An 18,780-nucleotide genomic window follows, 5' to 3' on the forward strand; every position below is an offset into this window, starting at 1 on the left:
GACGCTTGAACTCTTCATCAAAATGCTGACGGATATCGCCCATGACACACCTCGACCTTTTCATTTGTTTTTATTGTAACAGGTCGCTGATACAGCGTGTCTACTTTCTAGTCTACAAGCAGATTCCGCATCCAGACCGGCTTTATCGGAGCTATAACGCGGATTTTCCTGCTTACAGCCCGTCTGATCGGCTCCATCTCCTGTTGTAACACGGAAATTCCTGCTTACAGCGAGGACCTTACAAGGCCAACATTGCAGCGCGCGGCAAATAAGTGCGACTGCGCAACTTTTTCCACTCCACAGCAAGAATGCAGCGATATGCAGAGCGCTTTTATAGTATACTTTTTTCGTTGACAGGCCTCTGCTTGAGAGGTGATTCATTCATCAATCATTACTATCGGGGGAGTAGAGAGAACGATGATTATCGGGGAAATAAACGATTTTATCGCGGGATTGGAGGCAGTCGATAAAACGGCCTATGAGAGGGGCTTGGCCCTATCCGCCGCTTTGTCGGCGGGAGAGGCCAGCTTCGACAGCATCGAAAAGCTATTCGATTTCACCTTGTTCATCATTACAGCATCACCGATCGGCCACTACAATATCGCCATAACGATAACCAGGCTGGCTACTCCGCTTATCAATCAGTTTCTGGAGAAAAACGGTCCCATCGACCTCAATAACCACGGAACATTAGCCAACCGGACGAAAACGTTCAAGCTGATGAGAACGCTCGTATCCGTCTCCGAGATCAACGTTCACTTGGCTGACAAGCTGCTGGATGCCGGGCTACCAGGGCTTGCCTTCGATCATATGGCGATAGCGGAAGACCCTCTCTATGACAAAAGCGACGGATCTACCCATATCGACATTGAGCGGGCCAAGAGGAACCTTCGATTTTGGCACTTTTTAATAGCGTCCGGCGATCAGTTTGCAAGAGAAGCTTTCATCCGAAGAGAAACGGTCCATCTAAAGGTCAGGTCGATCATCGGAGATGTCAACGGAGAAGGACTGGCCGCATACAGCACTACGAAGCCATTTCTCGTTAAAGGGCCGGGCGCTCCTGACGGGGATATCGCCTACCAGTGCCATCTGTTAAAGCTGTTAAAGGCCCATTACCCGCACAAAACGATGCTTCTCAAAGAGCTGTTTGGAGACTTGGACAGGCAGTTGGATTTGGAGAAAAAGCGCAGAACGCCCCGAGCATTCGAAATCGCTTTTACGCTGGCGGAAGTAACGAATCAGTTGTCCTATGTTAAACCAGCCCTTCATTTGCGAAGCCATGACCCGGTCAAAACGCTGCTTCTGAAGGCGCGGAGACTGCTTTTGGAAAGAAGCTATAACGACAGCATCCTGCACGGAATTGTTGCCGAGTTTTTGCAGCTTCTCATTTCCCGTTCATCGGATGCGCTTATTTTTGATTTGCAGCGTCAGGCCTATAGCGAATTTATTAACCTCATCATCGTTCATTGTCTGGATTGCGGCCGCTATGAGAAAGCGGTACAGCTCGCATACCAGTGGAGATCCGCAAACGAAGGCGCGCCCATCGGGGCTGAACCGCCGGTGGACGAAGCCCTTCTTCTTATATTGCCCAATACGGCAGAGGACAAAGTTTCATATGTACTATGGAATAACAATCACGCCGAACATGTGCAAACGAGTGGACAATATCCGCTGTCTCAACTGATCAGCATCCGCAATAAAATAGAAGGAACCTGGAATGTTCTGCTTGGCAATGAGGAGTCTGCACAATTCAACGAGGATGAGCATGGCATGATTGACCCGGAGCAATCACAGGCATACATGAATGCGCTGCTGGCCTATTTTGAGCCCGATCGAATAGCGCCCTTGCTGCAAAAAATTGCGCCTGCCAAAAGGCTCCGCGTTCTCGAACTGACATGGACGAACTTCCCCATCATTCCATTGCTTTCCGAGGCCGCCGACCGTCCGATGTCGGTACTAGTCAGCGGCAAGGCTTCTGCCCCTCCCTCGCCGATCCGCAAAGCGCTGATCTGGTGCGATCCGGATGAATCCTTATCTTTCTCCGTTAAAGAAAGGGAGATCATTACAGGCATCATGGACAAGCATAGCATACAGTATGATCTGTTCGAAGGCATCGAGGGCTGCAGCAAAGCCGCCTTTATCGAGAAATACAGCGATCCTGCCTATGACTTAATCTGGATGATGTGCCATGGCAAATTCAATTCCGACGATCCGACGAAATCAGAGCTGTGGGTTGAGAATAAAAATCCGCTTCGCTTGGAGGAAATATCTCATATGGCGTTCCATGACAGGCCAGCCAAACGGCTCCTTGTCCTGAACGCCTGTCAGAGCAGCGCCTCCATTGTACGGTACAATTCAATGGGCTTCATCGGTCTGGGCACCTCATTGACGAAGGAAATGCAGGCCGTTGCAGGCCATCTATGGCTGACAGATTTTCAGGCCGCTCCCGCAATCGGCTGCTTGTTCATGGATCGCATCGCCAGAGGCGAGGAATGGTCGGCCGCTCTCCATGAATCGCGTATGATCATGCGCAGCGGGAACAGCGCGATTATCGAACAGTTGGAGGCCATCAATCCGAAGGTTCCGTTAATTTATGAATCGACAAGAAAGGATCTCAGCCTGAGCATGTACGCCTATTCCGGCATCCTGTTCGAATAGCGCATCCACGTCAAAAGACTGTCCGTCAGGTTATGCAACCCGCGGCACAGTCTTTATCGCGTTTCTATCGCGTTTCTATCGCGTTTCTATCGCGTTTCTATTGCGTTTCTATTGCGTTTCTATTGTGTTGCTATTGCGGCAGGCTGAATAAGAGCTTGCCGCATCCTTTATCCGTTAGCCGCAGCAGACAATGGGAGTCGGTAGGGCTTCTTCGTTTCACGGTCCGCGATACTGACCATAACCGACTCCGGCTTCACTCGTGCGATCAATCCCATTGCTTCTACGAGACTGACCATTTCGGCTACATATGCTGCTGTTTTATTTTTGATTTTATCGGTGCCGCCGTCAATATCGACGAAGAACTTCATGTCAGCACCCCCGTCCATAAAGGGAAGGATCATATCCTCCAGCTGCGCACGGTAGTGATAATCAAAGTGAACAGCAATTTCTTGGCTATAGGTCGTTTCCAGGAACAATTTCTCTTGAACAGATTGGATTTCCCTCGGCAAAATCACTTGGCGGCTGCACAACCATGCCCCTCTTCCCACCCGGTAAGCGACGATGAACGTCACAAATTTCGTGTGACCGCTGTGTACCTGAGCATCGGTTGTGACGACTAGATTGTAGACCGCTCTTGGATCTTGAGCGATGAATCCGGCAATGCGATTCCTCACAGCCTCGATATCAAGCTCCTGTTCAGACATATTGCGGAATGTTGTTTCGTGAATCATTGGAAATGTTCGTCTTTGTTTGGTCATGAGTTTCACCTGTACTGCACGGTCGGCTTCTTCCCTTCTTTTGTTGGATTGATGCGCCTCAAGGGACTTGAACCCTTACTGTCCTTGGACCGCGGATTTTAAGTCCGCTGCGTCTGCCATTCCGCCAGAGGCACGTAGTTGTTGGCAGGGGGCACAGGAATCGAACCTGTCTCAGTCAGATTTGGAGTTTGACTCGCCAGCCTTGGAACATGGACCCCTATTAGATATGGTGCTTACGAATGGATTCGAACCATTGACCTCCTGCGTATCAGACAAGAACTCTACCTCTGAGCTACGTAAGCGTATTTGGCGGTCCCAAGGGGATTCGAACCCCTGACCTCTGCACTGACAATGCAGCGTTCTGCCGAGCTGAACTATAGGACCTAAGTTATGGTGACGTGGACGGGACTCGAACCCGCAAATCCGGACGTGAAAGGCCCGTGTGTTATTCCGATTTCACCACCACGCCTTGCTTCTTCATACATATATTTTGGTAGGGATGGCCGGACTCGAACCGACGGCCTCTAGTATCCAAAACTAGCGTTCTGCCAAACTGAACTACATCCCTGTATGGACTCGGTAAATCCTTGCTTGGAGAGGGTTAGCCTCCCGCTGATTTTTTACAGCTTGTGTTTCATTCAGCCACACCTCAACTTGAACCCCTGCTAGTGGCTGACTCACACTGTGCGAACCGATATGTACTTGTAGTGCGGCCAGCGGGACTTGAACCCGCATGCAAGCTTTGCGCTGCACGGGCTTCTTAGACCCGCATGTCTTCCATTCCATCACAGCCGCATGGCTGCCCCCCTTGGGATCGAACCAAGGATCGCGGATTCAAAGTCCGCTGCCTTCCCGCTTGGCTAAGGGGCAATGTTTGGGGAGATCGGCCGGAATCGAACCGAGCAGATATCAGGTTCACAGCCTGACGTGTTATCCACTTCACCACGATCTCCATAAGGATGATGACGCATGGGGGAATCGAACCCTCCGTTCCAAGAGTGAAAGTCTTGAGGCTTAACCACTTGCCAAATGCGCCGTATTTTCAATAAACACCGTTAACTATAAGGAACATATGTTCTTTTTGAGCTAATAGAAAAGACTACCAGCCTCCCTCGCGGTTCCATTGTGCAGCACTCGTCGTCGCAGGAGGAGTAAAGAAAGCCTCCCTATAACAAGCATGCAGAAATGGACCACTCGCTTGGGTGCAAGTAGCCTCTACGTATCTAATCAATATTCATCGGATTCGATTCAGAACGGTCCGTGATTGATGGTCACGTCAGTGCCGCTCCTCCTCTTGTGGGATTCGAACGGACCAAACGCGGTACGTAAAAGCTACCGATAATCGGCTTAATACAGGGCATGAGTTCGTCGCTGACTAATAGCCCTTTAATGCTAATCTGATTCTCTGTACGATCCTCATGCCAGTCTGCAGCATGAAGCAATAGATGATTCATCGGTTCGTAATCGTGCTGGAATAATTGTTCTCTCATGACCTGTACCTTCCTTTCTCAATCGCATTATTGTAATCCAAGCGCTCGATGCCGAACTGCCCGTGATAGATGATTTGTTTTAACTTACAACTACGAGTTGTAGATTCAACATGGTAATGCTTAGCTTCATGCATCTCCGTATTTATTTAATACTTTAATGCTTCACCGCTTTACTGTTATGATATTATCATCCCAATTTTATACTGTCAATACTTTTTTTAAAAAATATTGTTGTCCTTATGTTATTGGATCTGGACTGCAACAAACGAACAGGGACCGCTGAATACTTCCAGCGATCCCTGTTATATCCCCTCATGGGGCTCCCTCAATTAGCCGCAATGATGAAATCAATCATCACATGCGCTATCCAAGATATAACTGTCGCGTGGTAAGTATGGAGGCTGCTGAGCATCAAGAAATAAATGGCCGCCAATAATCGGGCTCCATTCATTGTTACGCTCATATCCAAACGGATTCATCGCCTTTACCATATCTACACACGCTCCCCTCTTGTCATCCCTTAATTTTCCTAATCCTAATTCAAAGTTGCACACCCTGTCAAGCAATTATTTCTCCACCTATTTCATCCGGATACAGATCCGTTTCGACCATAACATAAAGCATCGACTTCATTGACATTTCTTTGACATCGTCTAATGATAGTATTGGAATGATGCATAATTACGACGAAACCGCAGGAGGTATATCCGCACTGTGCCCGATATCATTCACCGTAAAAGCCTTCTCTATTACTGGTCGATCCGTTATTTCCTGCTCTTGATCGCCGGTTTGATGATCGTGGGCAGCATTACCCTCTACTTCATTCAAGAAAATGCCTTATCCGCCCAGAGCCAAGGAATGAAGAACTTCGTGCGTGATGTTGCCCATGCGGCGGCCGCCAACGAAGGGATCATTCCAGGCAATCCATCGGTTGGCCGCTGGCTGAATGAGCGTATTAATGCGTACGAGCTGGATATTAAGCCGATCGTGTTTATTCTTGACTTGCAGGGCAAGGTGATCTCTCAATTCCCTCCTGCCCCTCCTGTTAGCGCCACTCAAGTTCAAGCCGAGCTGCAGGATGTGATGACGAGAAATGAACCCGATATGTTCACGATCCATTCGAAACAGGATGACACAACCTATCAGGCAGTCGTGTTTCCCATGACCGATCCAGCCTTGACGATGGGCTATGCCCTCTATATAACGCCGAAAGTGAATGCTCTGAAAGAGCTGCTCAAATTTAAAGAATTAATTGTACTTTTATGTACGATTGTTCTAATCGGCTGGGGAATCATTTATTTAATGACCAACCGCTTGATTAAACCGATACAGCAAGCAGCAGATGCCGCAGAGCAGATTGTCGAAGGGAACTACAACCTGCAATTCGATAAGACCCATAAGGAAGAAGAAATTCAGGAGCTTATGAAGTCATTCAAGGAAATGGCGGACAGGCTAAATCGGTTGGAGGCACTGCGAACACAGTTGATAGCTGGCGTGACGCATGAATTGAAGACGCCTGTCACTTCTATCAGCGGTTTGATCCAGGCCGTGAAAGGGCAAGTGGTAACCGGGGAAGAAGCGGATCTATTCCTTGAGCTTTGTCTCAAGGACAGCTACCGCCTGCAAAAAATGATTGAGGATCTGCTGGACTTCAACAGCTTTGTAGACAGCACCGTGTCGATTGACAAGGAATGGTGCGATCTGGATAAGCTCGTTGCAGAAAATGTGGAGAGCTGGCTTCTCAGTCAAGACCAGTCCGATATCCGGGTTGTTATGAATGTGCCTGATCGTGCCGATGGCTGGAAAGTGCAAACAGACCCTCTCCGAATCGAACAAATTATAGTCAATTTATTGAACAATGCCAGGGATGCGATGGCTTCCAAAGGGACGGTGACCGTTCATCTGATTGCCGGGATTGGGAAATCTCATATTCAAGTGCATGACACAGGCAAAGGAATCCCGGCCAGGGAGCATTCCGAGATATTCGAGCCCTTCTACCGAGGCGACGATAAAAAAACACGCATCCGCGGTCTGGGCATCGGATTGACCTTCAGCAGAATAATCGCACGTTCACTGGGAGGAGATCTGATTCTAACCGGCAGCATTCCTGGAAGCACCACGTTTACACTTACGGTTCCTTCTTCATAAGCGGAATGTCATTTTATGATGAAAAACAGGAATTTTGTCCCAATCTGTCGAATTGTAGTGAACAAGAATTGAAATCCCGCCAGCATTCATCACTATAAGAGGATTGGGGTATTTGTACTGTGTCTGATACCGCTCGACATCCAAGTCTATTGCAATACTGGTCCATCCGCTATTTCTTGATCATCTCTATAAGCGTCGCTATTCTGATCGCATCCGCAATGTTTATTATCAGGACGGCGGCAACTCATCAGCAAACTCGCAGTCTGGAAGCAATGGCGCGTGACGTTGCGTTTCTAGCGGCGGATAACGGCGGAACCTTGCCGAAAAGCCCAACCATGCATAACATGCTGGAAAGCATGGTGCGCCAGCATGGCCTGAGCGGCAGACCGATCTTGTATATTCTGGAGAGTGATGGCTCTATCCGGCAGCAGCATCCTTCGGATCCGCCTGATGGAACGAGACAGTTTGGTCCAATGCTGATAGAAATGCTGACAGGCTCCCCACATGTTCTTGAATTTGAGACGGATGCAAGTGATTTCCCTTACATGGTTGCCGTACAGCCGATGCTCCATGAATCCACAATAACCGGCTATTTATTATATTTCGAGAAGAAACAAACCAGACTGAAGGATTTATTCACCAGTTCCCCGAGGTTTATCTTGCTGTGTACGTTATTGCTGATTGGCTGGGGAATCGTCTATTACATGACCCGAGGGCTAGTCAAGCCGGTAGGAGATGTTGCCCGAGCCGCTAAGCAAGTGGTAGCGGGTTCCTATGATATTTGCATAAACACAGCATATAAAGAAGCAGAATTTTATAAATTGACGCATTCATTCAATGAAATGACGAATCGGCTGGCACGGCTGGAGGCGCTGCGTTCGCAGCTGCTGGCAGGAATCACGAAGGAAATGAAAACCCCTGTCACCACGATCCGCAGTCTGGTTCAAGCGGTTAAAAATGGCGAGGTCACCGGCGAAGAGGCGGATGCCTATCTGGAGGCATCACTTGAGGAAAGCTATCGCTTCCAGAAAATGATTGAGAAATTGCTTGAATTCAACCGATACATAGCGGGCGGAGTGTCAGTCGCACGAGAGAGCTGCGATCTGGATAAGCTCCTCACGGAAATCATCGATAGATGGAAGCTTGCCCAGCATGACAAGAAGTTAAAGGTTGTCCAAGAGACTGCAAGCGATCGAGATGACTGGCAAACATGGATTGACCCCGCTCGTGTAGAGCAGGTGCTGATCAACCTGTTGAATAATGCGAGGGATGCTATGCCAAGCAAAGGAACTGTGAGGGTGCTGCTCAAGCATGAGTCTGACAACTTTCTGATTCAAGTGCAGGATACAGGCCGCGGCATATCTCAAGAGAAGAGCGATGATATGTTCGAGCTGTTCTATCGAGGAAGCGATAATACAACACGCGAGCACGGGCTTGGAATCGGACTGCCATTCAGCAGATTAATCGCGCGGTCTCTTGGCGGAGATTTGGTATTGTCTGACGGAACCCCTGGGAGGACTACGTTTACACTGATCCTTTCCTCTGATCACATCCAGCATACGTCAATCTGACCCCTCGGTTCGAACACCATGAGCGCGGAAAATTTCCGATAGCTTTGATTGGTTGATTTGTAAATAGAGGTTGATCCAATTGAGCATCTGCACTTGATTGGGCGGTATAGCGATGGAGATCGGATCAATCTGATCTTTCATGATGATAAGCTGCAATGCAATGGAGTGTGTCGGATTGTTCTCCACCATATCCTTCAGCTGCAATTCATCATAGAATATCGCGGTTATATCGCCTTTTAATGCCGCATTCATCATTTCCTCAACCGTTTGAAACTGCTTGATTTCGGCTAACGGAAATCGCTCGCTGGCGAAACGGACATAGGAGGTTCCCGCAACTGCGCCGATCTTAACCGGGGTGTTCTTGATTGTTTCCAGCAACGTTGTATGGGCTTGCTCCAACTGGGCGAGCTTTAATCGATTGACCAGCAATCCCTGATGGAGTGTTAAATAAGGCTGGGAAAATAACGCTCGCTTCGAACGGGATAACGTTGCGCTAAGTTTGGAGACAGCGATATCCGCTTGCCCCGAAGCCACTTGATCGACTACCTCATCGAACGATTGTGCAGTCCGTATAAATTCGACTCCCACCCCGAATTGAGCTGCTATATCGGCAGCCAACTCCACATCAATTCCTGCGAGTGTTCCGGTATCATCCCCATAAAAGAACGGCTCGCGATTCCGGGAATAGATCGCCACACGCAATACGCCTCGATCGTATATTCGCTTCATTTCCGGTGAATAATTCGCCAGCTCCTCTTGCGAAACGATTGCCTTCTTCGACGGCACAGAAGGAACGGCAGCATCCCTTCCCGTTCCCGCATCAGAACCGGCAGCCGAATAGTGCCCTGCTCCACACGCTGCCAATATGCACACCGATATGAGTATGGATATAAGAATGAAACCATTTTTCATATGCATCTTCCTTCCGCAGCATCGTCACGACTCATGCATCAACCCGGCTTATTGAACGCCGTAACCAGGAAGCGGCTGTTGTCCGCCTAATCCATCGACTTTCCTCCGGGCATCGGCCTCCCCCTCTGTCTCAGGGCTCTTATTAGCGATGAGCACTGCCGCCGCACAGTTAATATGAATATTAGATGCGGTAATGATCGGGTTTATCAAGGAATTGACGGCCATTAACAGAATGACCCCTGTACTGTAAGGAAGCTGGAGGGGAACCGCAACGAGTGAAATCATAGATATAGCTACAATACCTGGAGTTCCGGCGCCCGCAATGGAGGTAAGAACAGATCCAACCCAAATAATGAGCAGCTCCTGAAGCCCAAGGGGGACTCCATATAACTGAGCAATAAATATAAGTCCCAAGGAATAGATCATCACCATGCTGTAACGGCAGATTACAATGCCTAGAGGAACGACCAGATTAACGGAATCGGCATCCAGCTTGAACCGGCTGCGCAGCGCATCAAGTACGGAGGGCATTGTGGCGATGCTGTTTTGTGTTCCGAAGGCGATCGTCAATGACTCCTTTAAGCTTCTGAGCGATTCTATGAAAGAAAGCTTTAGCTTGACAGCTATCATAATCCCGCTCGCGATCATCATAATGAGCGCAATAATATGAATCAGCCCGGTAAATTTGAACATCGCCACCATTAATCCGGGACCTGTTCCGGCAATTTGCCCTGCCATAATAAATAGAAGCCCGAATGGCAGCATATACATCGACCAATAAATTACTTTCTGGAACACCTTGAACAACAAATCAATCATCGTAATAAACTGATGATCGCCCGAACGAGCAGAGAGCAGCCCCAGAGCCGCGCCCATCACTACAGAGAAGAATAAAATTTGCAAGCTATCGCCTTGACCCAAAGCTACAAATATATTGTCAGGTATCAGATTGAAGATGAAATCCATCAAACCGCCGCCAACATTTTCGATGTCCGCCGGGACTGAAGAAACCACTGATTCATTATGCTGCAAAACAGTTCCTAGTACCGCTCTGCTGCTTGCGGGAATTCCCCCGCCCGGTTCAGCCAGCATACCGACAGCAACACCGAGTGTACTGACAATAAACATCCCGGAAATAAACACAATAATCATGCGAGACAGTATTTTGGTTGCACTTGGAAACATGAGCAGCCGCCCCACACTCGACACAATGGCTGTAACCATAATCGGAATGACGCACATCTTCAAGAAAGATAAATACAAATCACCATAAGGTACAAGCTTCAGAGACAATTCAGGCTGGTATAATCCAAGCATCACACCTGCGGCAATACTCCCCAATATCGTCCATATAGACTTCAACCATTCCATGAAGCGGCACACCTACATTCCGTATTATAGTGCGATCATATGCCCGTGTGCAGAAAGAAGACCCCGATATAATTATAATCGGGGTTCTTTCACAGGCCGTTGTCTAATTATTAATAAACTTTGTCGACTCCATCATTAACAGCGCCATTTCCTTTATCAATAGCGTCGTTCGCGCCTTTTTTACCTTTGTCGATCAGATCATTGGTCCCTTTTTTAGCCTTTTTGGTAATATCCTTAATGAAACCGCCGCCTGCTACACTTTCCAATTCTGATTCGGATAATTGGCCTTTTTCTTCTTTACTCATTGATAATTCCTCCTACATGGATGGTATTTTTTATCAAACCCCGTTGTACGAACCGGGGGGATGATCACTTGGCGTCAATCGGCAGCGTTTTATACGGAGGTTTCTCACGGCCTCCATCTTTCTTATTCTTCCCGATAGCATCAAGTAAACCGCCGCCTGCTACATTCTCCAATTCCGATTCAGACAACTTGTCCTTCAAATTTTCTTCTTTCGGGCTCAATGTACATTCCTCCTTATATTTCATCTCGTTATTTCTTCTACACCTTGATTGTACAAGTCGAAGATGTCAGCAAAATGTCGAGAATTGAAATATTGTGAGCCGTTAAGAAATATTTTTAGGCCAGCTGCCTCTTGGCCAGTTCGCTAAAGAGACCTTCCCGCTGTATCAATTCGTCATATGTGCCTGCTTGTACAATATGGCCTTTATCTAATACAAGGATGCGATCGGCATTTCTGATCGTGCTGAGCCGATGAGCGATTACGACACGAGTAGCTTTCAGCGACTCCAAGCTCTTGCTGACGATCGCTTGCGTAACATTGTCAAGGGCGCTGGTAGCCTCATCGAACAAAAGTATTCCAGGTTTCTTAGCGATGGCTCTGGCGATTAAGAGACGCTGACGCTGTCCGCCGGAAAGTGTGCTGCCCCCTTCGGAAACCATCGTATGCATGCCCATAGGCATCTGCCGAATATCCTCATCCAGTCCTGCCATTTCTGCTGCTTCCCAAGCCTCGTCAATGGTCAGATTAGACGAGCCCACAATATTGGTGAATATATCGCCAGACATGACCTTTCCATTCTGCAGTACGACACCAAACTGGCTGCGCACAGAACGGATGTCCAGCATTTGCAGATCTTGTCCATTTAGCAGAATCGAACCGGATTCAGGGCTTTCAAAGCCAAGCAGCAGCCGCAGCAGGGTCGATTTGCCGCAGCCCGAAGCGCCGACCAAGGCGATGAATTCACCAGCATGAATGTGCAGATTGAGATCATGAAGAACGAATGGCTGATCTGCTTTATAGCGAAAATAAATGTGTTTAACTTCTATTTCCCCCGTCAATTCACCTGGATCATTCCGTGATTCCAGCACCTCGGGAATCGTTTGGAGTATCGGCTTCGCTCTCTCATATAGCGGTAAAATGTTCAGGCTCGATACGACTGCTGACGACATCATAAGCATCGCTCCCAGAAAGGTCGAAAAAGCAGCGTAGAAGGCGATGAATTTTCCCGGGCTAAGTACATTTGAGCCGGAGGCAATCATATAGAACAAGACGATCGTAGTCACGACAGGAAAAAAAACATTAAAAACGGCATGTATATTGGCTAACGTTCTCGCCCGGAAATCCGTTTCCTTCATTTCCCCGAACAGCTTCGCCCAAATAAGGAAAGCTCTTTTCTCCGCAGCAGCCATTCGAAATTTAGTAATGCCGTTTATGATTTGCAATATCGTTCCGGTAATTTTCCCTTCTAAATGCAGCAGCATGCGCTGTCGCTTGACTTGCAATATCCCAATAACAATCGTTACAGCAGTCGCTACGAGAACCATAACAGCAGCGGCAAGCGCCATCTGCACATCATAGTAGAACAACAGAAAGAAATTGAAGGAGGAGAAGATTCCGCCGAAAATTGCCGTTATCGCCACCCCTGAAAGCGATTGTCGTATCGCATTAATACTGTTTGCCCGCATGGAGAGATCACCGGCAGAATAGCCGCGAAAGAAGGTAACCGGCAAACTGAGCAGCCGATCCCATACGGCCGCTTGAATCGAACTGTCCATCCTGCCTTCAATCCGCAGCATCGCCATATTGCGAGTCAAATCGAGCAGAAACAATGAAACGATTACAGATAACAGCACTAGTCCCATCTGCAATAGCAGACCGCTGTCCGAAGCCGGAATGATTCCATCAAACAGGATGCCATTGGCTATCGGTATGAACATGCCCAGTAGTCCTCCGGCAATCCCCATAAGCAGCATGACCACGATATCCCGCTTCATCGATTTGGGTAACCCGAACTTGATTATATCCATCACTTGCAGCGGCTTTTCCGGCAATGGACGGTAGAACATATAAGCCACAGGAGCGATCGTTTCGGCGATTTGTCCCGTAACGGGCTGCTCGGAGCCGGTATCGGGATCAACAAGCACGTAAGTTTTGGGCGTCTTCTGAATTAAGGCGACAGGTGAATCATGACTCTCGATAAAAGCAAGCAAGGACCCGTTATCATCATGCCACCATCGGTCTTTCAATACGACCTGACGGCAGCGAAATCCTGAATGATTGGCAATAAGAGCTACCGGATCGCGCGTGTTGTTCAATTGATTGGCATTCGCAGGTCTAACATTTATCCCGATATGCTCCCCAACAATTTTACAAGCGATATAGAGCCTGTCGCTGCTTGACACATCCGCCCCAGCTTTATTGCGGCTGTTGCTCCTTGTTACAGCTGCCAGCCGATTAAGCGCGCGATCCATAACATCATGATCATTTTCCACTCTTCGTGAGAGAGCTTGCCGCTCCGCTTCCCATGTTATAGAGCGATTATGCAAATAGTGGTTGTGAGCGGTTTTGTGAAAGGCGGATAATTGTGCATCAAGTAGATGAAGCTCTTGCGCGGGATTCGATATGTTCAGCGCTGCGGACCAGTCTTGAATCCATGCATGAACTTGCTCAGACAAGGCAGCGTGAATGGCGCGATCTGCGCCTGCTTCGAACAACAGCGAGCAATCCACACGCAGCAGTACAGTTCCTGCTAAACCGGCAGCCAGATGTCCCGCCGTTTCATCATTCGCGGCCTCATCGTGATGATAGCCGAAGAGGATGCGTCCGGCATCCAACCCGAATAGAAATTGGCGCCGGCTAATAATCATACTGTCCCGCATCGTAACGGCGAAGACATCTACATGACCCGATTGAATATACCAAACGGAAGCCTCATCCGTAATTCTAAGCGGGTTATTTCCTTCAACGCTGCACGCCACGCCATGCTTAATGAAAAATTGTTCCAACGTCGCATTATCCATCTGGATCATAGGTGATTCTCCCCGCTTCGAGTCAAGCTTTCAACCCTGCAATTAGTGTTCTTCGATCAGTTTGACATATGCCCCATTCATGCTCATCAGCTCCTCATGCGTACCTCGCTCGACAACCTTGCCCCTTTGCAGCAGAATAATCTCGTCGGCATCGCGAATCGTGCTTAACCGATGCGCGACAATTACACATGTACACCCCCGTCTGCGGAAGCTTGCATCTACCAGCTGTTCGGTCTTCGGGTCCAGCGCGCTCGTCGCTTCATCCAGAATAAGAATCGAAGGATTGCCGGCTAATGCGCGGGCAATCTCCAGACGCTGGCGCTGCCCTCCGCTGAAGTTGCCGCCGCCTTCCGCAAGCTCATATTCGTAACCGCCGCTTCTTGAGCTGATCTCGTCATCTATGCAGGCGTCCTTGGCTGCGAGAACCATATTCGCCTCAGGTATGGTCGTGTCCCATAGCGTTAAATTATCTTTAATCGTCCCTTCGAACATATGAATATCCTGATCGACGACCGCCAATGAATTTGCAATGAGACTGCTTGGCAAGGATCGGCGATTGACTCCATCGAAGAGAATTTCGCCGGACCATGGCTGATAGATGCCCGCAATCAATTTGGCTACAGTCGATTTCCCGCTGCCTGAACCGCCAACAAGCGCAACACGCGACCCGGATCGCAAGCTTATACTGAGGTTCTCTATCATTGGGCCTTCCAATTTGTTATAGCCGAAAGTGACATCCCTCAATTCAACGAATCCCGCCAGCTTGGTATTCGCAGAGCGTGTCTTGTCATTGCTTGCAAGAGCTGGCTCGGATAATGGAGAGATGTGACTATCCAAATCATGATTCAGCACATCGTCCAACCGCTTCAAGCCGCTATCGGCTTCTTGCAGGGATGCGCCTAGCTCAACCATTTGGTTGACTGGCCCGATAAAGCTGACTGTCAGACTCTGAAAGGCAACGAGCATACCGATCGTCATCATTCCCTCCATCACCTGAAAGCCGCCAACTGCAAGAATCACAGCCGAGCTAACCCCCGTCAATAAGGTAGGAACAGCGCCTAGTACACTTGAAGAGACTCCAAGCTGCTGCTCTGAATTCATTAATTTGCTCTGATAACCGGACCACTTGGCGAAAAAATCGGATTCGGAGCCACTGGATTTAAGTGTTTCAATGATTTGCAAGCCATTCATCGAGACACCCTCCATCTTGCCCTCGTCTTGCAGCAGCCTCATCCCTTGATCGACCCGTTTTCTTGAGATGTAGCGCAAAAAAGCGACATTGAGCAATGCGGCCGCAATAGCTATGAACGTAAGCAGGATACTATATTGAAACATCAGCACTAAATAAAATACGATCATGATGGAGCTCAGAACGGCAACCGCCAGTTCACCCGACAACAATTGCGCCACCGAATCGTTAATCATCACTCTGCTGCCGATTTCCCCGCTAAACCGCTGGGAGAAAAATTGGACCGGGAGTCGCAGCACATGCCAGAAGAAACGGCTGGACATACTGAGCGACAGCTTCATCTCCAGCTGCAAAAGATAATATCGCTGCAGCCAGGTTAATATTGCCCGCATGAAAGCAGTCATCAGCAAGCCGAACAATATGGGAATCAGCCAGCTGCTGTTTTGTCCCAGCAGAACATGATCGATAAACACTTTCGTGATGGCTGGAATGGCTAGTCCGGGGATTACCAGAAATAATCCGGCTAAAACCACATAGAATAAAGCCAGCTTCGAGCCCTTTAACCGCTCCTTCAGCGAGCTTGCCATACCAGGCCTATATCCTTGTATGATGTATTCCGGCGAAGGCTCGAAGACAAGAGCAATGCCCGTAAACGAATTATCGAACTCCTCATAGGTGACCACTCGCGGGCCCGTGCCCGGATCATTCAAGTACACCTTATCTCCTGCGAATCCCTCCAGGACGACAAAATGATTGAAGTTCCAGTGAATGATCATCGGTCCCTGCATCTCTCGCAATTCTTCAGGCTCTTTCTTGTAGCCATCGGCGATCAGACCAAATTTTCTTGCGGCCTTGAGAATGTTGACGGCCTTGCTGCCGTCTCTGGACACACCGCATTCGACGCGTAGTTCTTCCAGCGGGATAAAGCTCCCATAATAACCGAGCACGATCGCTAATGACGCCGCGCCGCATTCTACAGCTTCCATCTGCAGCACGGTTGGTGTTTTTGCCCTCTTCGGCGGTTTCATCACCCGTTCAACTCCCTTGTCATTAGATCTGCGGAATGATTGAAGTAATCGGCTTCTGCTGCTTCACGGTGATCGAAGCAGATACTAATGTCCCGCTATCTATTTGCTGCGGCGGTCCATCAGGTGTAGACCACTTGTAGCCGCTGATGGTAGAGGAATCGGGAATAAGATCAACCTTGACCTCAAGCATCGCCATATCTCCTTTGGCCAGCTCCTGCACCAGCGCCTCGTTCCCCAAGGTGAGAAACATCGATTGCGTGGTCAAGGGATATTCGGAAACTGAAGTAACGCGTCCGATCATAAATCCGAACTCTTCCTTGTTGACCGTACTTGGAGTAACATCGACGTTCATGCCGGGGAGAATCTTCTTCCCGGTTTGCACAGGTACGTATATGACGATCTTCAAATCTTTCGTCTGCGATTCGCCTGATTCAATTAGAATCATTGGCGAACCGGCATCAACCGTTGAGCCGCTCTTCACATTTACCTCCAATACTCGCCCGGTATGAGCGCTGACAATATTGGATTGGTTGATGTATTCCGCCTTCAGATCAGCAATGGCTTGCTTGTAGCTGGCAACTTGCTCGTTTAATTGTGCGGTTGGTCCGTTTATATAGGCTGCCTCTGCCGTCGCCAAATGCTCGGCTAACTGTTCTAGCTGCTGCAGAAGCTGCGGCTGTTCAACTCTCGCGATGACGTTTCCTTTCTTCACATATTCATTCTCAACAACGCGAAGGTCGGTAATCAGTCCGCTCGTTGAAGCGTAAATCGTCTGCAACCCTCCAGGCCGAATCAGTACGCCCTCTGTTTCTATCTTCGTGCTCATCGTGCCGAAAAAGCCCCATGAAATCGCGGAAATCAACAGCAAGCCGACAGCAAGCAAGGCGAGCCAGCCTTTTGGGGAAGTCACTTTCATCAAGATGTCCAGCTGCTCTGGCGAAGATAAGCGTTCTATTGAAACCTTGCGGTAAATGTTATTGTTCATCTTGGGATACTCCCTTTAGTTCATTTGCTCAAGCCTTCCATTGACGACCCGCTTCAACACGCTCGCCATATGGTGTACTTCACCGTTCGCATCAAACGCTCTGGCGCCGGATACCCCTTGCCACGATTTCTGTTCCCGCAGCGCTCTGGCAATATCAGCGGGGCTGCGCGAATTCGCCTTCTCTATCGCCTTGGCCAGCAAATGCAGCGCATCATAAGCTTGAGCCGCGTATTTACGAGGTTCTTCGCCATACTTATCCCTATATTTCTTCACAAATAATTGGACGTTCTCGTCTGCTGCCTGCGGATTGAAAATCGAAGCAACAACGACACCCTCCGCCTCTTTCCCCGCTATTGCCAGTAGATCCTGCGAATCCAGACCATCGCCTCCCATCAACGGGACATTCAATCCCGCAGCTTGGAGCTGTACGATAAAGTCGGCGCCGTCCGGCATCGTCTCGGCAATAAAAACAGCATCACAGCCCAGCAGCCTCCACTTCTTCACTAGTCTCTTCAGATCATCGCTGTCCTTATAATCAGAAATGCGATCTATAATTTGCAAGCCGTTTGCTTTGGCGCTGTCTTCAAAGGAATTGGCCAAACCTCTTCCATACTCATCATTTGCATAGAATACAACGATATTTTTGTAGTCCTTGGATTTGGCATAGTCCGCCATCTTATCCCCAAGTTGACTATCATTGGGTATGAGACGGAACACATGCTTGACTCCTCCTTCCGTCAAGCTTGGAGAAGTGGCGGAGGGTGCGAGCAGCAGCAGTCCGGCGTTCTCATATACTTTGGAAGCCGGAACTGCTACTGCGGAGCTGCGATGGCCGATCACCGCCGACATCTCTAAATTGTTGGCAAAGGACTGGGCAACCGACAACCCCGCCGTAACCGAGGATTGGTCATCCTCCTGCACCAGCTTGATCTGATGTCCTGCAGCCCCGTTCTGATTGATTTCTTCCAGCGCTAATTGTAGTCCCTCTCTGAACCCGTCATTTTTAGCTTCGAAGGGCCATGCAACTCCGACCACGATGTCCGCTGTATTGTCGCTCAACAGCTTCTCCCTCTGACCGGCAATATTGTCGGATTGCGAGCAGCCCGCCGCCAATAGTGCAATAATCAAAACAATGATGATCAGTCTACGTTTCATACGTAATATATCCCTCATTCAGGTTGTAGGATTTGGTATGATGAATCCCACTAACGATAACATCGAATTGTGTCAGTCATAAGTCGAATTGGGCATTTGAAATGGGAGGGTGATTGATTGCAGATTAACCCTGGAGTAGTTTAACAGCCTCGTGCGGGGGCCGCCACAGCGGCAGTGCCGG

Annotated in this window: 13 protein-coding genes and 9 tRNA genes; 3 read left to right on the plus strand and 19 right to left on the minus strand. The window is 48.8% G+C overall.

The features are described 5' to 3' along the window. Window positions 1-417 precede the first annotated feature (417 nt). Complete coding sequence (locus L6H65_RS19860) at window positions 418-2,658, plus strand: CHAT domain-containing protein (RefSeq protein ID WP_236344401.1); 2,241 nt, start codon at window positions 418-420, stop codon at window positions 2,656-2,658. A gap of 167 nt (window positions 2,659-2,825) precedes the next feature. On the opposite strand, the gene L6H65_RS19865 is transcribed toward L6H65_RS19860, so the two are convergent. The 11 genes from L6H65_RS19865 to L6H65_RS19915 all read right to left on the minus strand — a co-directional run bounded on the left by L6H65_RS19865 (window position 2,826) and on the right by L6H65_RS19915 (window position 4,906). After that, window positions 2,826-3,416: a ribonuclease H-like YkuK family protein gene (locus L6H65_RS19865; RefSeq protein ID WP_236344402.1), complete on the minus strand. Its 591-nt coding sequence runs from the start codon at window positions 3,414-3,416 to the stop codon at window positions 2,826-2,828. A 52-nt stretch (window positions 3,417-3,468) separates the two neighbouring features. After that, window positions 3,469-3,550, minus strand: a tRNA-Leu gene (locus tag L6H65_RS19870). A 93-nt stretch (window positions 3,551-3,643) separates the two neighbouring features. Further along, window positions 3,644-3,718: transfer RNA gene (locus tag L6H65_RS19875), tRNA-Ile, on the minus strand. A gap of 5 nt (window positions 3,719-3,723) precedes the next feature. After that, window positions 3,724-3,800, minus strand: a tRNA-Asp gene (locus tag L6H65_RS19880). 7 nt (window positions 3,801-3,807) lie between these two features. Further along, window positions 3,808-3,885: transfer RNA gene (locus tag L6H65_RS19885), tRNA-Glu, on the minus strand. 22 nt (window positions 3,886-3,907) lie between these two features. Next, window positions 3,908-3,984 (minus strand) — tRNA-Pro (locus L6H65_RS19890). A gap of 140 nt (window positions 3,985-4,124) precedes the next feature. Continuing rightward, window positions 4,125-4,211, minus strand: a tRNA-Leu gene (locus tag L6H65_RS19895). A gap of 1 nt (window position 4,212) precedes the next feature. Beyond that, window positions 4,213-4,286: transfer RNA gene (locus L6H65_RS19900), tRNA-Gln, on the minus strand. A gap of 5 nt (window positions 4,287-4,291) precedes the next feature. Further along, a tRNA-His gene (locus tag L6H65_RS19905) sits at window positions 4,292-4,368 on the minus strand. Window positions 4,369-4,379: 11 nt separating this feature from the next. Next, a tRNA-Glu gene (locus tag L6H65_RS19910) sits at window positions 4,380-4,452 on the minus strand. Window positions 4,453-4,687: 235 nt separating this feature from the next. Next, window positions 4,688-4,906: a hypothetical protein gene (locus L6H65_RS19915; protein WP_236344403.1), complete on the minus strand. Its 219-nt coding sequence runs from the start codon at window positions 4,904-4,906 to the stop codon at window positions 4,688-4,690. Between the two features lie 714 nt (window positions 4,907-5,620). Here L6H65_RS19915 and L6H65_RS19920 point away from each other — a divergent pair. Further along, window positions 5,621-7,054 carry a HAMP domain-containing sensor histidine kinase gene (locus tag L6H65_RS19920; protein WP_236344404.1) on the plus strand — a complete coding sequence of 478 codons (1,434 nt, stop codon included), beginning with the start codon at window positions 5,621-5,623 and terminating at the stop codon, window positions 7,052-7,054. Window positions 7,055-7,173: 119 nt separating this feature from the next. Then, window positions 7,174-8,625 (plus strand): HAMP domain-containing sensor histidine kinase, encoded by a 1,452-nt coding sequence (locus L6H65_RS19925; RefSeq protein WP_236344405.1) that lies wholly within the window; start codon window positions 7,174-7,176, stop codon window positions 8,623-8,625. Here L6H65_RS19925 and L6H65_RS19930 read toward each other — a convergent pair. From L6H65_RS19930 to L6H65_RS19965, 8 genes are all read right to left on the minus strand, one after another. After that, complete coding sequence (locus tag L6H65_RS19930) at window positions 8,617-9,537, minus strand: ABC transporter substrate-binding protein (RefSeq protein ID WP_236344406.1); 921 nt, start codon at window positions 9,535-9,537, stop codon at window positions 8,617-8,619. The genes L6H65_RS19925 and L6H65_RS19930 overlap by 9 nt on opposite strands. 48 nt (window positions 9,538-9,585) lie before the next feature. Continuing rightward, window positions 9,586-10,908, minus strand: coding sequence for a dicarboxylate/amino acid:cation symporter (locus tag L6H65_RS19935; RefSeq protein WP_236344407.1), 1,323 nt, complete (start codon window positions 10,906-10,908; stop codon window positions 9,586-9,588). A gap of 110 nt (window positions 10,909-11,018) precedes the next feature. Continuing rightward, entirely contained in the window at window positions 11,019-11,213 is a 195-nt protein-coding gene (locus L6H65_RS19940) for a hypothetical protein (RefSeq protein ID WP_236344408.1), read from the minus strand. A gap of 64 nt (window positions 11,214-11,277) precedes the next feature. After that, the gene (locus tag L6H65_RS19945; protein ID WP_236344409.1) at window positions 11,278-11,433 is read right to left on the minus strand and encodes a hypothetical protein; all 156 of its coding nucleotides are present in this window, start codon (window positions 11,431-11,433) and stop codon (window positions 11,278-11,280) included. Window positions 11,434-11,548: 115 nt separating this feature from the next. Then, window positions 11,549-14,242 (minus strand): NHLP bacteriocin export ABC transporter permease/ATPase subunit, encoded by a 2,694-nt coding sequence (locus L6H65_RS19950; protein WP_236344410.1) that lies wholly within the window; start codon window positions 14,240-14,242, stop codon window positions 11,549-11,551. 42 nt (window positions 14,243-14,284) lie between these two features. Continuing rightward, window positions 14,285-16,459: an NHLP family bacteriocin export ABC transporter peptidase/permease/ATPase subunit gene (locus tag L6H65_RS19955; protein ID WP_236344489.1), complete on the minus strand. Its 2,175-nt coding sequence runs from the start codon at window positions 16,457-16,459 to the stop codon at window positions 14,285-14,287. 22 nt (window positions 16,460-16,481) lie between these two features. Then, window positions 16,482-17,444, minus strand: a complete 963-nt coding sequence (locus tag L6H65_RS19960; RefSeq protein ID WP_236344411.1) for an NHLP bacteriocin system secretion protein — start codon at window positions 17,442-17,444, stop codon at window positions 16,482-16,484. Between the two features lie 15 nt (window positions 17,445-17,459). Then, window positions 17,460-18,599: an ABC transporter substrate-binding protein gene (locus L6H65_RS19965; protein WP_236344412.1), complete on the minus strand. Its 1,140-nt coding sequence runs from the start codon at window positions 18,597-18,599 to the stop codon at window positions 17,460-17,462. Window positions 18,600-18,780: the final 181 nt, after the last annotated feature.

It is taken from the genome of Paenibacillus plantiphilus, from assembly GCF_927798095.1.
In the GTDB taxonomy this organism is placed as follows: Bacteria; Bacillota; Bacilli; order Paenibacillales; family Paenibacillaceae; genus Paenibacillus_Z; species Paenibacillus_Z plantiphilus.

Bases quoted from the DNA above. Each gene is read 5' to 3' on its own strand.
- L6H65_RS19865 (WP_236344402.1), bottom strand. From the start codon at position 3,416: ATGACCAAACAAAGACGAACATTTCCAATGATTCACGAAACAACATTC.
- L6H65_RS19915 (WP_236344403.1), bottom strand. From the start codon at position 4,906: ATGAGAGAACAATTATTCCAGCACGATTACGAACCGATGAATCATCTA.
- L6H65_RS19930 (WP_236344406.1), bottom strand. From the start codon at position 9,537: ATGAAAAATGGTTTCATTCTTATATCCATACTCATATCGGTGTGCATA.
- L6H65_RS19950 (WP_236344410.1), bottom strand. From the start codon at position 14,242: ATGATCCAGATGGATAATGCGACGTTGGAACAATTTTTCATTAAGCAT.
- L6H65_RS19940 (WP_236344408.1), bottom strand. From the start codon at position 11,213: ATGAGTAAAGAAGAAAAAGGCCAATTATCCGAATCAGAATTGGAAAGT.
- L6H65_RS19965 (WP_236344412.1), bottom strand. From the start codon at position 18,599: ATGAAACGTAGACTGATCATCATTGTTTTGATTATTGCACTATTGGCG.
- L6H65_RS19955 (WP_236344489.1), bottom strand. From the start codon at position 16,459: ATGAAACCGCCGAAGAGGGCAAAAACACCAACCGTGCTGCAGATGGAA.
- L6H65_RS19960 (WP_236344411.1), bottom strand. From the start codon at position 17,444: ATGAACAATAACATTTACCGCAAGGTTTCAATAGAACGCTTATCTTCG.
- L6H65_RS19860 (WP_236344401.1), top strand. From the start codon at position 418: ATGATTATCGGGGAAATAAACGATTTTATCGCGGGATTGGAGGCAGTC.
- L6H65_RS19935 (WP_236344407.1), bottom strand. From the start codon at position 10,908: ATGGAATGGTTGAAGTCTATATGGACGATATTGGGGAGTATTGCCGCA.